This window comes from Lacibacter cauensis, assembly GCF_007830055.1.
In the GTDB taxonomy this organism is placed as follows: Bacteria; Bacteroidota; Bacteroidia; order Chitinophagales; family Chitinophagaceae; genus Lacibacter; species Lacibacter cauensis.
Genome location: NZ_VLLE01000006.1, coordinates 507,498 through 520,399 on the forward strand (window position 1 = coordinate 507,498; position 12,902 = coordinate 520,399).

Genomic DNA, 12,902 nt, shown 5'->3' on the forward strand with positions numbered 1-12,902 from the left:
TTGCAGAACTGCAAAAGCAGCGAAGAGAAAATTATACTTAAAACAACGAAAGCTGGCGCTGATCTTTAACCGGCTTTTGTTTTTTGCGTGTTGCTGTTGGAACAGACAAAGGTGCTCCATCAATGCAAAACAATTCCGACTCTTCGTAGCGTGAAGCAACAATCACTTTTGTTGTGCCGGCATGCGGCTGAAACAATGCATCCACCACTTCAGGCTTATTATTATTTTTTGACAGATGCGATAAAATAAGATGACTGAGTTGGGGTGTACGATAGTTGAAGAAAACATCCAAGGCCTGTTCATTGGAAAGATGCCCTTCATCGCCACTGATGCGGCGTTTGAGATGATACGGATAATCGCCGTTGGCCAGCATGGTTTCGCAATAATTACTTTCTAAAAAAACAGCATGGCTTTTCTGAAAATGTGTGAGAACCTGTTTGCAGGCATAACCTATATCGGTGATCACCGATACATTAATGCCGTTGCTGCTGATCATAAAACTGTAAGGATCGGCCGCATCATGCGATTTGGAAAAACATTTTACCTGCAATCCATCAAGCAGCACCTGTTCATCTTTTCGAAAATGTTTCAGCAGCTGCACGTCAACAGAAAGATTGGTATTGTTCCATGTTTTCTCCGACACATAAACAGGCAGCTGATGTTTCTTACTCAACATTTCTACACCAGTAATATGATCGCTGTGTTCATGCGAAATAAAAATGGCTTTCACCTGTTTCATGTCAAGCCCCAAACGTTGCATGCGTTTCTCCGTCTCACGACACGATAAACCGGCATCAACCAGCACTGCTGTAACACCATTACTTACGTAATAGCAATTGGCATTACTTCCCGAGTTTAACGAAGCAAAATAAACAGGCATCGGGTAAAATTAAGCAAAGCACAACAGCAGTAACTACTTTTCATGTATACGGCTTTTTTTCTTTACCAACTCTTAACGTTTCCACAAGCTGTGAATAAGTAACTTTATGAAAATCGGTTTCTATAAAGTAATATTGAAACAGATGGAAGGGTTAGAAGTATCACACCCAGAATGATACTATTTGTGAACAAGGTCAGGTGCAGAAATCTTACTGCGAAGGCGCAACGCAGCACAGCAATTCCGGTACCAGCCGCTAAACTGAAAAGCTTTGACAGAAACGATCATCAACCTCGAAACCGTTAACCCGATTGAATTTTTTGGCGTTAACAATGGCAAGCTCGACATCCTCAAGAAAAAATTTCCACTCTTAAAAATTTTATCACGTGGCACACAGATCAAATTAAGTGGCAGCCCCGAACAGGTTGACCAGGCAAAGGAAAAGATTGATCTGCTGATTGCTTACCTCGAAAGAAACGGACAACTCAGCGAAAATTATTTTGAACAGATCCTCGGCGGCGACGACCAGGAAACCGTTGATGCATTTGTAGAACGCAACCCCAGCGAAGTATTGGTATTTGGCCCTAACGGACGCACCGTTCGTGCACGCACACAAAACCAAAAGAAGATGGTGGCAGCTGCAGACAAAAACGACATTGTGTTTGCCATTGGCCCTGCCGGTACGGGTAAAACGTATACCGCTGTTGCATTGGCTGTTCGTGCATTAAAAAACAAACTGGTCAAGAAAATTATTCTTACACGCCCTGCAGTAGAAGCTGGCGAAAGCCTTGGTTTCTTACCCGGCGATCTCAAGGAAAAAATCGATCCGTATCTGCGTCCTTTATACGATGCATTGGATGATATGATTCCTGCAGATAAACTCGGCTACTACATGAGCACACGTGTAATTGAAATTGCACCGCTGGCTTATATGCGTGGCCGTACGTTGGATAATGCGTTCATCATTTTGGATGAAGCGCAGAACACTACCGATCTGCAGTTGAAAATGTTCCTCACCCGTATTGGCGCCAATGCAAAGGCTATCATCACCGGCGATCTGTCGCAGGTAGATTTGCCGAAGAACCAACGCAGCGGTTTGGAAAAAGGGATCCGCATCTTAAAGAACATCGATGGTATCAGTCATATTGAACTGGATGAAGAAGATGTGGTACGTCACCGTTTGGTGAAAGCCATTATCCGTGCGTACGACAAAGATCACAAAGAGCAGCCAGAGCAGCCCAATATGTACCATCGCCGATAACTGTACTTACACCGCAGCATAAACAACCGCAATCCCGTTTCAGCAATGAGGCGGGTTTTTTTTATAAAATCGCAGATAACACGGATGCCGCGGATACAATGGATTTTCTTACCTGTTAAAATCTGCTTCACTCTGCGTTATCCGTATTTCTATAAAATCCCTTTTGTACATTTGGGCATGATGAAAAAGCTGTCAGTTATCCTCTTTATCGCCGTTGGCTTATATGCCTGTAAACAAAAACGTGAACGTCCTGCAGATGCGTTGGATACCGCCCGTGCGTTTATTGAAAGCTCTTTAAAAGGCGATTATGCCTGGGCAAGAGAACTGATGATTAAAGACAGTTTAAATCTGTACGAACTCGATATTATTGAAAAGAAGTACAAAGATGAAATGAGTAAAAAGGATAAAGAGGGTTATAAGAATGCAACCATTGTCGTGCATTCGGTTGACAACGTAAGCGACTCTGTTGTGATTGTTAACTACTCCAACACGTACAAAAACAAACCCATGCCGCTGAAGGTGATTAAACGAGATGGTATCTGGCAGGTTGATTTCAATTATACATTTACGGGAAACCTTTAAAGAAAGCCGATAGCCGGCAGTTTATAGTCGTTAGTACCACACTAATAACTATCGGCAAACAACTAACTACTCAACGCAATGCTCAAAAATATTCTCCTCGTTGGTCTTGGCGGTGCTGCAGGCACTATGTTGCGGTATGCGTTTTCGGTTTGGTTTAAATATGTATCCTTTCCAATTGCCACCTTTCTGGTAAACATCATCGGCAGTTTTATTATCGGTGCCGTGTTTGCCTATGCCCTGCGCAGCGAACAGTTTGCCAACAACTGGCGCTTGTTTTTAGCTGCAGGTATCTGTGGCGGTTTTACGACCTTCTCTGCTTTTTCGCTGGAAAGTCTGGCAATGTTGCAGCAGCAACGCATTGGCATGTTTGCCTTGTATGTTGGCGCAAGCATCCTGCTTGGATTAACGGCTACCTGGCTGGGGTATAGCCTTGTAAAATAATCACTCAAGAATTACTTCTAAAAGATGCCACAACTAACAAAACTCGAATTATGGCAAAATCTTGAAACGTATCAGTTCAACGACCTTGTTCCTCCAAATGCATGGAACAGATTAACAGAATTATTTGGCGGTGAAAATGCATCTACAAAAGCATTTGCCGATAAAATAAGTCGTAAGCACCAATGGAGTTCGAGGTTTGCCCTTTTCGCCATACATGAATACAAAAAGTTTGTTTACCTCGGTATTATCAGCAACTTCCAGGTTACACCATCCAAAGTAATTGATGTTGTTTGGCACGAACATTTACTGTTTACAAAACCTTACAGGGATTTTTGTGAAACCGTCATACAGTACAAATTCGATCATCATCCTGAGCTAATACCAATTGACGAACAAACAGAATTATTTGCAGAACAATATGTAAAAACGCTGCTCCTTTACCGTTCTGAGTTTGGCAAAGATGCCCCGGTTGAAATATGGAACCTGCCAAAATTTAATGAGACCCAACTGAAGCGTGCAAAACAGGTATACACAGATGGCACCAGCGATAGTTCCGGTTGGTCATACGATCATACTCCGCTTGCTTCTCATTTCGACGATAACAACTTTTCCGATTTTGAAGGAGGCGATTTTGGAGGTGCAGGTGCCGGAGGTGATTACGGCGACAGTTCCGATTCATCGGATGGTGGTAGTGACGGCAGCAGCTGCAGCAGCGGCTGTGGCGGCGGATGTGGGGGTGATTGATCTGTCAAGAATAGGCTATCCAAATAAATTTTGTTAACCTACTGACAGAAGATAAAGCCGCTAACCGTGCCATAACATCGAACGATAAACCATAAACTTCAAACTCCTTCTCTACTGTCTTGCCATTTCGATTTTTTTCAGGTACTTCGCAAACTGTAATTCAGAATAATTATGTCTACACCCGGAAAAAAAGATGCGTTAGGAAAGGGAATCCGTTCCCTGCTGAAAAGTATTGACGATGACCTTAAAACCACAGCCGGTCAGCTGAAACCAACGATAACGGAAGCCGTTACCGGTATTCTGCGGATTCCTGTGGCTGATATTGAGATCAACCCCAAACAACCCCGTCGTGATTTTGACGAGCAGGCCTTGAAAGAGTTGAGCGACAGTATTAAAATGCACGACATCATTCAGCCGGTTACCGTATCCAAACTTCCTTCGGGTAAATACCGACTTATTTCCGGTGAACGTCGCTGGCGTGCATCGAAACTGGCAGGGTTAGTAGACGTTCCTGCTTACATCCGCCAGGCCAACGACCAGGAACTGTTGGAACTGGCCCTGCTCGAAAACTTACAGCGTGAAAACCTGAATGCTGTAGAAATTGCCCTCAGCTACAAGCGGTTAATGGAAGAATTGGATTACACCCAGGAGCAGGTGGCCGAACGTATGGGAAAAGACCGTACAACGGTTACCAACTACATCCGTTTATTGAAATTGCCACCCGATATTCAGCTGGCTGTGCGTACCGGTACACTCAGCATGGGCCATGCACGTGCACTCATTAATGTTGATACGGTTGATAAACAGCTGTATGTTTATCAGCAAATCAAACAGAAAGAATTATCGGTACGCCAAACCGAAGCACTGGTGCGTCAATTATATAAATCGGCACCTGTTAATAAAGCTGCAAAAAACACACTGCCGCCCGCTTTTCAGCGTATTCAGGATAATTTAGCATCGCAATTCGGCACCAAGGTTAAGCTCAGCCACAGCAAACAAGGCAACGGAAGTATTTTTATTGAATACTATTCGCTGGAACAGTTTAACCAGATTTTGAAAGTGCTTGGTACCGATGTTGAATAAATCATGAGGCAGATAATATTCTTTCTATTCCTTTTTATTGGCGTAGCTGTTAGTTCGCATGCGCAGGATAGTGTTGTTGCAGTTAAACCCGCAGCTGCAGATACTGCTTTTACAAAAAAAGATTCGGTAAAACCTAAACCCGAACATTCGCCACGCAAAGCAACCATCCGCTCGGCCATTATTCCGGGTTGGGGACAGGCATACAATAAAAAATACTGGAAGATCCCGATCGTTTACGGCGCATTAGGTACCGCAGCCGGTTTCTTTATTTACAACCGGAAAGAGTATACCGATGCCAGAGATGCTTACCGCAACATGATGGATGGAGATCCTTCCAACAACAATCTCATTAAACCCAGATTTCAGCCGGTAGATCCGGAAGCTGTACGCCAATACCGTATTGCTGTGAGGCAGTATGTAGATTATTCCGTACTGGCATTTATAATCTTATGGGGTTTGAATGTGGTGGATGCCACTGTTGATGGCCACCTGAAAGCATTTGAAGTAAACGATAATCTTTCGCTGCACATCAACCCTTCTTATTCGCCGCAAACAAGGCAGGCAAATGTGGGCCTTGTACTAAAGCTGGGCAAATAAAACCTCACAGCCGTTAACCTGTTTATCATTTACTTTGCACAACAGCATTTTTGTTTTACTATCATATACCAACTTACATGAACATTGCATTGATCGGGTACGGCAAAATGGGTAAAGCCATTCATGAAATTGCAAAAGAACGTGGCCACGAAGCCGTATTGATTATTGATGCCGATAACCTCGGCGATCTTACGCCGGAAAATATTCGTAAAGCCGATGTAGCAATCGAGTTTACCAGTCCGCATACAGCGTATAACAATGTAAAGTTCTGTTTGGAAAATAAAGTTCCGGTGGTATGTGGCTCCACCGGCTGGCTAGATAAGCTGGATGAAATGAAAGCATTGGCTGCAGAAAAACAAACGGGTTTAATTGTTGCCAGCAACTTCAGCGTTGGTGTAAATATTTTCTTCGAAATAAATAAACGTTTAGCCCAGTTAATGGCTCCTCAAACGAACTATGAAGTAACGCTGAAAGAAATTCATCATACGGCTAAAAAAGATGCACCCAGCGGCACCGCTATTTCATTGGCCGAACAGGTGCTGGAAGAGTTGGGCCGTAAAGAAAAATGGGTAAACGAAGAGTCGGCTCATCCCGGCGATCTGTCCATCATCAGCGAACGTATTGATCCGGCTCCGGGAACACACTTTGTAAAATACAGTTCGGCTATTGATGATATTGAAATCATCCACACCGCTCATAACCGCACCGGCTTTGCGTTAGGCGCTGTGCTGGCAGCAGAATTTCTAAAAGACAAAACAGGATTTTTTGGAATGAAAGAAGTGCTTAACTTGTAAGCACCATATGTTGTCGCCTAAAACCGCAATCTTCTTTTTTTTATTTTTTGCAGCTGCCGTTGTACAAGCGCAGGATACAACGGTTGACAGTTTGCGTGCAGGTATTCAACGTTCAAAAACAGATGAAGCACGCTTAAAAAGCTATGTATTACTGGCAGGCAAACTCAGCCTCATCAGTTTTAATGAAACCATTAAAGTAGCCGATCAGGGTTTACAACTGGCAAGCAAACTCAACGACTCAATTGCCTATGCCGAGCTCACCCGCTACCAGGGAACAGCCCATTACTTTAAAGGCGAGTACGAAAAAGCAGCCAATTATCTTTTTACTTCTGCCGGCATTTACGAACGTCGTAATCTGCAAAAACAACTGGCAACAGTTATCAACGACATTGCAAAACTCTACCGCAAAACAAGAGATTTAAAACGGGCTCTTTCTTTTTACGATCAGGCATACCGGCTGTTTACATCTTTGAAAGATTCAAGTGGTATGCAAATGATTTTGAACGAAAGTGGTGTGGTATATGAATACCAGGGTAATTATGAAAAAGCAATTGCACATTACCGCTCTGCATTAAAAATGGCTACGCTGTTAAAAGACGAAGCCGGCCGCTCATGGTCGTTAAACTTTTTAGCAGGCGTGTATGTGTTACAAAGCAAATTTACCTTGGCAGAAGATTTTAACCTGCAAGCGTTGGGCATTCGTCAAAAACTAAGAGACAGTTTTGCGATTGCATTAAGCTACTCCGATCTTGGCGTTATGTACGGCACTTGGGGCAAGTACGAGCGTGCCGTTTATTACTTAGAAGAAAGCAATAAGGTGGCTGAAAAAATGCAGTACAAAGAACTGCTCTCGAACAACTATGCTGAGCTGAGCCGTATTGCTAATGTTACTGGCGATTACAAGAAAGCTCTTGATTACTACACCTGGCATACACAGTTAAAAGATTCGCTTTTTTCTGCACAGAAAACAAGACAGATTGAAGAACTGAGCACGCTGTACGAAACCAATAAAAAAGAACAACAGATAGAAGTACAGCAGCTCACCATCAAAAAAAGAAACCAGCAGATTTTTCTTATTCTGTTGTTTGTATCACTTGCAGCTGTAGTTGCCTTCCTGTTTTACAACAGGTACAAATGGAAACAACAGGTAAAGCTGCAGGAAGAAGTATTAAAACAACAGGAGCTGGCTACAAGTCTTGTACTGGAAGCCGAAGAAAAAGAACGCAGTCGTATTGCCAAAGATCTGCACGATGGTGTGGGGCAAATGATGAGTGCTGCACGCATGAACTTATCTTCTTTTTACAACGATATTAAATTGCCCGACCCTGATCAGAATAAATCACTCGCCAATATTATTCAGCTGATAGATGAAAGTTGTAAAGAAGTAAGAGCTGTATCGCACAGTATGATGCCTGCAGCTTTGCTGAGCAAGGGTTTACCGCAAACACTCGAAGAAATCGCCAGCCGCATCAGCACCAACGATTTTACTTTTCATTTTTACAGCGAAGGGTTTACCGAACGGCTCGACTCCAATACCGAAACTATTCTCTTCCGTGTTATACAGGAATGTATCAACAACACCATCAAGCATGCACAGGCTTCAACACTCGATATATCGTTGATAAAAGATAAAGATGGCATCAGCGTTACCATTGAAGATAATGGTAAAGGGTTTGCCTACGATCCTGCAAAAACAACCGAGGGTATTGGTCTCAACAACATTCATAGTCGTATACAGTTCCTGAAAGGAAGTATTGATATAGATTCAGCGCCCGGCAGAGGAACATTAATTGCCATTCATCTCCCAAACCATACTAATGCATAATTGAGAATGATAAAATTTGTATTACCCTTGCTTATTGTTTGTTGTTGCACTAATCATATTGCAGCACAAAAAAACAAACCGGTTATTGACAGTTTGGAAAAACTCGCCGGCGAACAAAAAGACAGCCAGCTGGTAAAAATCTACAACGATCTTACCTGGGAGTATCGTTTGGTAAACAGGGAGAAGGCCATTGCGTATGGCTTTAAAGCAATTGAACAGGCAAAGAAAACCAATTATCCAAAAGGTTTGGCACAAGCTTATAACGACCTTGGAATTTTATTATACGATCAGGAGAAATACGATAGCGCTATTTCGTTTTACAAACAATCGGGCAAAATAAGAGAACAGCTGAACGATGGATTAGGCATTGCCAAAGTGTACAACAAAATCGGCATTGTGTACCAGAAGAAAGGTGCATTTGATAAGGCATTGGAAAATCAGCTGCTTGCCTTATCGCTGTTTACAAAATATAAAGACGACATCGGCATCTCCTACTCGCTCAACAACATTGGCATTCTTAACCAGAACCTCGGTCGCTACGATGAAGCGATTAAATACCAATTGCAATCCATTGAAATAAAGGAGAAGCTGAAAGACAATTACGGCCTTGCAGGTTCGTTTGTAAACATTGCCAATATTTACAAAATAAAAGGCGATGATGAGAAAGCTGCCGATTATTACAACAAAGCCATCGGCATCAGCCGCAGCATACAGGATAAGGAATACCTGGCGAACGCTTTAAACAACATCGGCGCACTGTACCTCAAGAAACAAAAGTATCAACAGGCATTTGCCTCTATTTCCGAATCGCTGCAACTGCGTAAAGATTTAGGCGACACCAAAGGGCAGGTTAGCTGTATGAATAACCTGGGTTTGGTATTGCAACAGCAGAAACAATACGATTCATCCATTGCAGTTCTGAAGGCTGCATTAAAACTGGGCAGAACTGCAGTGAACTGTTTACCCGAAGTCAATCAAACATACCTGGCACTTTCAACTTCATATGAGGCCCTCAACAATAACGATGAAGCGCTTGTGATGTACAAGTATTATGCATCAACCAAAGATTCATTGTTTACCGATAACCTTTCGGAACAATTTGCCGAGCTTGAAACGAAATATGAAACGCTGGAAAAAGAAAAAGAAATTCAACGCCAGCAATATGTCATTGCACAAAAGAATTATTGGATTACCGGTATTGTTGCAGCGCTTTTGCTCCTTTCGTTGCTTGCACTTTCGTACTACCGCCGTTATAAATTAAAACAGGAAGCACGCATGCAACAAGCGTTACTGGAGCAACAGCAACAAGCGGCTGCAGCAGTTATGAAAGCCGAAGAAAACGAACGGCAGCGTATTGCCAAAGACCTGCACGATGGTGTTGGACAAATGATGAGTGCAGCCAAAATGAATCTTTCTGCATTTGAAAACGATCTGCAGTTCAGCAATACCGAGCAGAAACTTTCGTTTGAACGCATTATTAGCCTGGTTGACGAAAGCTGTAAAGAAGTAAGGTCGGTTAGTCACCAGATGATGCCGAACATTTTACTGAAGTCGGGGCTTGCAAATGCTGTAGCCGACTTCCTCGACAAAATCGATCAGCGGAAATTAAAAGTATCGCTGCATACAGAAGGGTTGAATGAGCGGCTGGATGAGAATACCGAAATTGTATTGTACCGTGTGCTGCAGGAATGCGTAAACAATGTAATAAAACATGCAGATGCTTCGCAGCTCGATATTGCATTGATTAAAGACAAAGACGGCATCTGCGTTAGCATTGAAGACAACGGCAAGGGTTTTAGCCCCAACGACCTGGGCGAAGATGCAGGCATTGGTTTAAAAAATATGCAGGCAAGAATCGATTACCTCTATGGTACAATCGACTTCGATTCTGCACCGGGCCGAGGCACCCTTGTAGCTATACATATACCTGTAGTTTAACTACCGATTATTACTTAAAAAATTAATACCTTCGGTTTACCTCCACTTGTATGTCGACCACAAAAACCAAACTTGTCATCGTAGATGATCATCAAATCGTAATAGACGGTTTGCGATCGCTGCTGAAAGGATACGATCAATACGAAATCGTACTCGAATCTACCCATCCGTCTACTATTGTTCAGGCATTACAGCATCTGCAGGTTGATATTTTATTGACGGATGTAATGATGCCCGAAATGAACGGACTTGATCTTGCAAAACAGGTTCGGCAGCATTATCCTTCCATAAAAATTATTGCCCTGTCGATGAACGGTGAAGGCAGTTTGGTAAACCAGATGATCGATGAGAGCGACATCAGCGGTTACCTGCTCAAGAACATCGGGCAAACAGAGTTTATTGCAGCCCTCAACAAAATTGCAGCAGGCGGTATTTATTTTAGCGAAGAGGTGTTGCAGGAAATGCTGAAAGCAAGTGAGCGTAAAAAAGAAGATGCTGAAGTAAACCTTACTGTTCGTGAAATTGAGATCATTGGTCTCATTGAAAAGGAATACAGCAATAAAAAAATTGCGGAAGAGTTATTCCTGAGCGAGCGTACGGTTGAAACACACAGGAAAAACATCTTCCGCAAAACCAAAACCAATTCGGTTATTGGCTTAATTAAATATGCTTACGAACATAAACTCATTCACTAACGGATAGCAATACCCAATTTCGCCACTACACTGTTCGATCCGCCACTGGTATTTTTTGTTTGCCAGCCATCGTAATGCACACTTGCATGAAAAATATTGAAGCTGAACCCGGCACCGATATCGTAAGCAAACCTGCTTTCTCTTGCATCAATGGTTTGATCCTTCAGCAAAGCAATACCTGCATTACCGGTTAAAAAGAAATTATTGGTTGGATAGATACGCAAACCTGCCTTTAATGGAATAGAAGTGATTTTGCCATAATACACACCATCAAAACTATTCGGATCGGGAGCATACGATTGAAAGCCCAGTGTGCCTGTTACGTACACATTCTGTGCTACTCCGAATCCGGCAAGTCCTTCAATACCTGTTACACCTTTATAATCGGTTCTGAAATCGCCGGTTGGTATACCAATGATAACGTTACCACCAAAAATAGCTTTGCCCTTTTGAGCAAACACCCCACTTGTAAATCCAATAGTTGCTACAAGCATGGAAAAGATGATCTTACTGTTCATACGATAGATTTTATACTACCCTTTTCCAATACTGTACCAATAACTTAAAAAACGGCGGCTCTTTTCTTTTTTTTAACAAGCAAGCGCAGCAGCTCGCCAGTATCGTCGCTATTTCAATGCTAACCCTAATTTTAATTGAATTGCGCCCGATGCCCCGCTTGTGTTTTTACGTTGCCATGCATCGTAATGTAAACTTACCTGGCCTAAAATAAAATGAAAGCCCAATCCGGCATCGTACATAAACCGGCTGCTGCGATTAGTGGTTACTTCATCTTTTAAAAAACCAACACCGGCATTTCCTGACAGAAAGAAAAAGTTGCCCGGGTAAATACGTACACCCGCTTTAACAGGTATAACCGAAATTTTTCCATAGATGTTGCCCGATTGTGGTTTGTACGACAAATAGCCTACCGTACCGATCGCATATACATGTTTACTGCCAAAACCCAGCGAGGCATCTACACCGGTACCTATTTTATAACCGTTCTTGAAATCGTCTTGCGGGTAACCGATGATAATATTACCCCCGATAAACGATTGGACCTTATTTTGTGCAGCTGCCTTTTGAACAAACCCAAGGCTGCAGCAACACAGCAGAAACATGATTTTGTGCATATACTTTTTTTGCGATAAATGTAGCACCTTTGTTTGCGGAGCAAATACCCGCTACCACTTACTTTAAACGTTTTGTAAACGATGCTTTCAAAAAAAACGCAATACGCATTTCAGGCACTGAGCTATATGGCCCAGCAAAAAAACAATGAGCCGATCCTTATTGCCGAAATTGCCAAGAAGAAAAAAATACCCCTGAAGTTTTTAGAAAACATTCTGCTGGTAATGCGTAAAGACGGCATTCTTGAAAGCAAGAAAGGGAAAGGTGGTGGTTATTATTTTAAAGCAAAACCTTCGCAGATTACGCTTGCCCGTGTTATCCGTTTACTCGACGGACCAATTGCTCCCCTCTCCTGCGTAAGCCTGCATTTTTACGAACGCTGCAAAAACTGTGATGAGAAACATTGCGGCCTGCACGACATGATGATTAAAGTGCGGGATGCCAACCTCAAGATCCTCGAAAACAAAACTGTTGCCGATATTACCTGATGCGGAAAACGATAGCCATAACCGTTAGAGGCAAGGTACAGGGTGTATGGTTTCGCAAGTACACACAGGATAAAGCCATAGAGTTGCAGCTTACCGGTTCGGTACGTAATACCGACGAAGGTGATGTAGCCATTGTTGCCACCGGCACCAGCGATCAGTTAACCGATTTTATTGAATGGTGCTGGATGGGCTCGCCCAAGAGTAAGGTTACTGCTGTAATTACAAGTGATGTGGAGCTGCAGGAGTTTGATCGGTTTGAGGTGGTGAGATGAATGCTTTCGCCCAACAAAACCAGTTAGCTATTTTTTTAACCTTCGCCATTGTTGGTCGCCTGACCAACAATGAACTTCAAGAATGGTAATGCGTTAGAAACGAAAACCAATTTATTCCTGTCTCGTAATATGCAGCGCTGCTACACGTATTTTTTTGAAAACATCTTTTGGCGA

Annotated in this window: 15 protein-coding genes; 12 read left to right on the forward strand and 3 right to left on the reverse strand. The window is 42.7% G+C overall.

The window, feature by feature from the left end:
• Positions 1-37: 37 nt before the first annotated feature.
• Entirely contained in the window at positions 38-880 is an 843-nt protein-coding gene (locus IQ13_RS18815) for an MBL fold metallo-hydrolase (RefSeq protein WP_144888174.1), read from the reverse strand.
• Between the two features lie 268 nt (positions 881-1,148).
• Between IQ13_RS18815 and IQ13_RS18820 the strand changes: the two genes are divergently transcribed.
• The 10 genes from IQ13_RS18820 to IQ13_RS18865 all read left to right on the forward strand — a co-directional run bounded on the left by IQ13_RS18820 (position 1,149) and on the right by IQ13_RS18865 (position 10,837).
• On the forward strand, positions 1,149-2,138 hold the full coding sequence (locus IQ13_RS18820) for a PhoH family protein (RefSeq protein ID WP_144888175.1): 990 nt from the start codon (positions 1,149-1,151) through the stop codon (positions 2,136-2,138).
• A gap of 180 nt (positions 2,139-2,318) precedes the next feature.
• Positions 2,319-2,720: a DUF4878 domain-containing protein gene (locus tag IQ13_RS18825; protein WP_144888176.1), complete on the forward strand. Its 402-nt coding sequence runs from the start codon at positions 2,319-2,321 to the stop codon at positions 2,718-2,720.
• 78 nt (positions 2,721-2,798) lie between these two features.
• A complete protein-coding gene (crcB, locus tag IQ13_RS18830; RefSeq protein ID WP_144888177.1) occupies positions 2,799-3,161 on the forward strand; it encodes a fluoride efflux transporter CrcB in 363 nt (120 codons plus the stop codon).
• 24 nt (positions 3,162-3,185) lie between these two features.
• Positions 3,186-3,905: a glycine-rich domain-containing protein gene (locus tag IQ13_RS18835; RefSeq protein WP_144888178.1), complete on the forward strand. Its 720-nt coding sequence runs from the start codon at positions 3,186-3,188 to the stop codon at positions 3,903-3,905.
• Positions 3,906-4,076: 171 nt separating this feature from the next.
• The gene (locus tag IQ13_RS18840; protein ID WP_144888179.1) at positions 4,077-4,988 is read left to right on the forward strand and encodes a ParB/RepB/Spo0J family partition protein; all 912 of its coding nucleotides are present in this window, start codon (positions 4,077-4,079) and stop codon (positions 4,986-4,988) included.
• A 3-nt stretch (positions 4,989-4,991) separates the two neighbouring features.
• Positions 4,992-5,585 (forward strand): DUF5683 domain-containing protein, encoded by a 594-nt coding sequence (locus IQ13_RS18845; RefSeq protein WP_144888180.1) that lies wholly within the window; start codon positions 4,992-4,994, stop codon positions 5,583-5,585.
• Between the two features lie 77 nt (positions 5,586-5,662).
• Positions 5,663-6,379 carry a 4-hydroxy-tetrahydrodipicolinate reductase gene (gene dapB / locus IQ13_RS18850; RefSeq protein WP_144888181.1) on the forward strand — a complete coding sequence of 239 codons (717 nt, stop codon included), beginning with the start codon at positions 5,663-5,665 and terminating at the stop codon, positions 6,377-6,379.
• 7 nt (positions 6,380-6,386) lie between these two features.
• A complete protein-coding gene (locus IQ13_RS18855) occupies positions 6,387-8,204 on the forward strand; it encodes a tetratricopeptide repeat-containing sensor histidine kinase (RefSeq protein WP_144888182.1) in 1,818 nt (605 codons plus the stop codon).
• A 6-nt stretch (positions 8,205-8,210) separates the two neighbouring features.
• Positions 8,211-10,142: a tetratricopeptide repeat-containing sensor histidine kinase gene (locus IQ13_RS18860; RefSeq protein WP_144888183.1), complete on the forward strand. Its 1,932-nt coding sequence runs from the start codon at positions 8,211-8,213 to the stop codon at positions 10,140-10,142.
• Between the two features lie 50 nt (positions 10,143-10,192).
• Positions 10,193-10,837 carry a response regulator gene (locus IQ13_RS18865; protein ID WP_144888184.1) on the forward strand — a complete coding sequence of 215 codons (645 nt, stop codon included), beginning with the start codon at positions 10,193-10,195 and terminating at the stop codon, positions 10,835-10,837.
• On the opposite strand, the gene IQ13_RS18870 is transcribed toward IQ13_RS18865, so the two are convergent.
• Both IQ13_RS18870 and IQ13_RS18875 read right to left on the reverse strand, forming a co-directional pair.
• A complete protein-coding gene (locus IQ13_RS18870) occupies positions 10,834-11,355 on the reverse strand; it encodes a hypothetical protein (protein WP_144888185.1) in 522 nt (173 codons plus the stop codon). The two genes, IQ13_RS18865 and IQ13_RS18870, sit on opposite strands and share 4 nt — an antisense overlap.
• Positions 11,356-11,463: 108 nt before the next feature.
• Positions 11,464-11,970 (reverse strand): outer membrane beta-barrel protein, encoded by a 507-nt coding sequence (locus IQ13_RS18875; RefSeq protein ID WP_144888186.1) that lies wholly within the window; start codon positions 11,968-11,970, stop codon positions 11,464-11,466.
• 81 nt (positions 11,971-12,051) lie between these two features.
• Between IQ13_RS18875 and IQ13_RS18880 the strand changes: the two genes are divergently transcribed.
• A complete protein-coding gene (locus IQ13_RS18880; protein ID WP_144888187.1) occupies positions 12,052-12,456 on the forward strand; it encodes an RrF2 family transcriptional regulator in 405 nt (134 codons plus the stop codon).
• A complete protein-coding gene (locus tag IQ13_RS18885; RefSeq protein WP_144888188.1) occupies positions 12,456-12,728 on the forward strand; it encodes an acylphosphatase in 273 nt (90 codons plus the stop codon). Before IQ13_RS18880 ends, IQ13_RS18885 begins: the two co-directional genes overlap by 1 nt.
• The last annotated feature ends 174 nt before the right edge of the window (positions 12,729-12,902 follow it).

Coding starts and splice junctions, on each gene's coding strand:
- IQ13_RS18815 (WP_144888174.1), bottom strand. CDS start 880: ATGCCTGTTTATTTTGCTTCGTTAAACTCGGGAAGTAATGCCAATTGC.
- IQ13_RS18870 (WP_144888185.1), bottom strand. CDS start 11,355: ATGAACAGTAAGATCATCTTTTCCATGCTTGTAGCAACTATTGGATTT.
- IQ13_RS18880 (WP_144888187.1), top strand. CDS start 12,052: ATGCTTTCAAAAAAAACGCAATACGCATTTCAGGCACTGAGCTATATG.
- dapB (WP_144888181.1), top strand. CDS start 5,663: ATGAACATTGCATTGATCGGGTACGGCAAAATGGGTAAAGCCATTCAT.
- IQ13_RS18845 (WP_144888180.1), top strand. CDS start 4,992: ATGAGGCAGATAATATTCTTTCTATTCCTTTTTATTGGCGTAGCTGTT.
- IQ13_RS18885 (WP_144888188.1), top strand. CDS start 12,456: ATGCGGAAAACGATAGCCATAACCGTTAGAGGCAAGGTACAGGGTGTA.
- IQ13_RS18860 (WP_144888183.1), top strand. CDS start 8,211: ATGATAAAATTTGTATTACCCTTGCTTATTGTTTGTTGTTGCACTAAT.
- IQ13_RS18855 (WP_144888182.1), top strand. CDS start 6,387: ATGTTGTCGCCTAAAACCGCAATCTTCTTTTTTTTATTTTTTGCAGCT.
- IQ13_RS18875 (WP_144888186.1), bottom strand. CDS start 11,970: ATGCACAAAATCATGTTTCTGCTGTGTTGCTGCAGCCTTGGGTTTGTT.
- IQ13_RS18865 (WP_144888184.1), top strand. CDS start 10,193: ATGTCGACCACAAAAACCAAACTTGTCATCGTAGATGATCATCAAATC.
- IQ13_RS18840 (WP_144888179.1), top strand. CDS start 4,077: ATGTCTACACCCGGAAAAAAAGATGCGTTAGGAAAGGGAATCCGTTCC.
- IQ13_RS18825 (WP_144888176.1), top strand. CDS start 2,319: ATGAAAAAGCTGTCAGTTATCCTCTTTATCGCCGTTGGCTTATATGCC.
- crcB (WP_144888177.1), top strand. CDS start 2,799: ATGCTCAAAAATATTCTCCTCGTTGGTCTTGGCGGTGCTGCAGGCACT.
- IQ13_RS18835 (WP_144888178.1), top strand. CDS start 3,186: ATGCCACAACTAACAAAACTCGAATTATGGCAAAATCTTGAAACGTAT.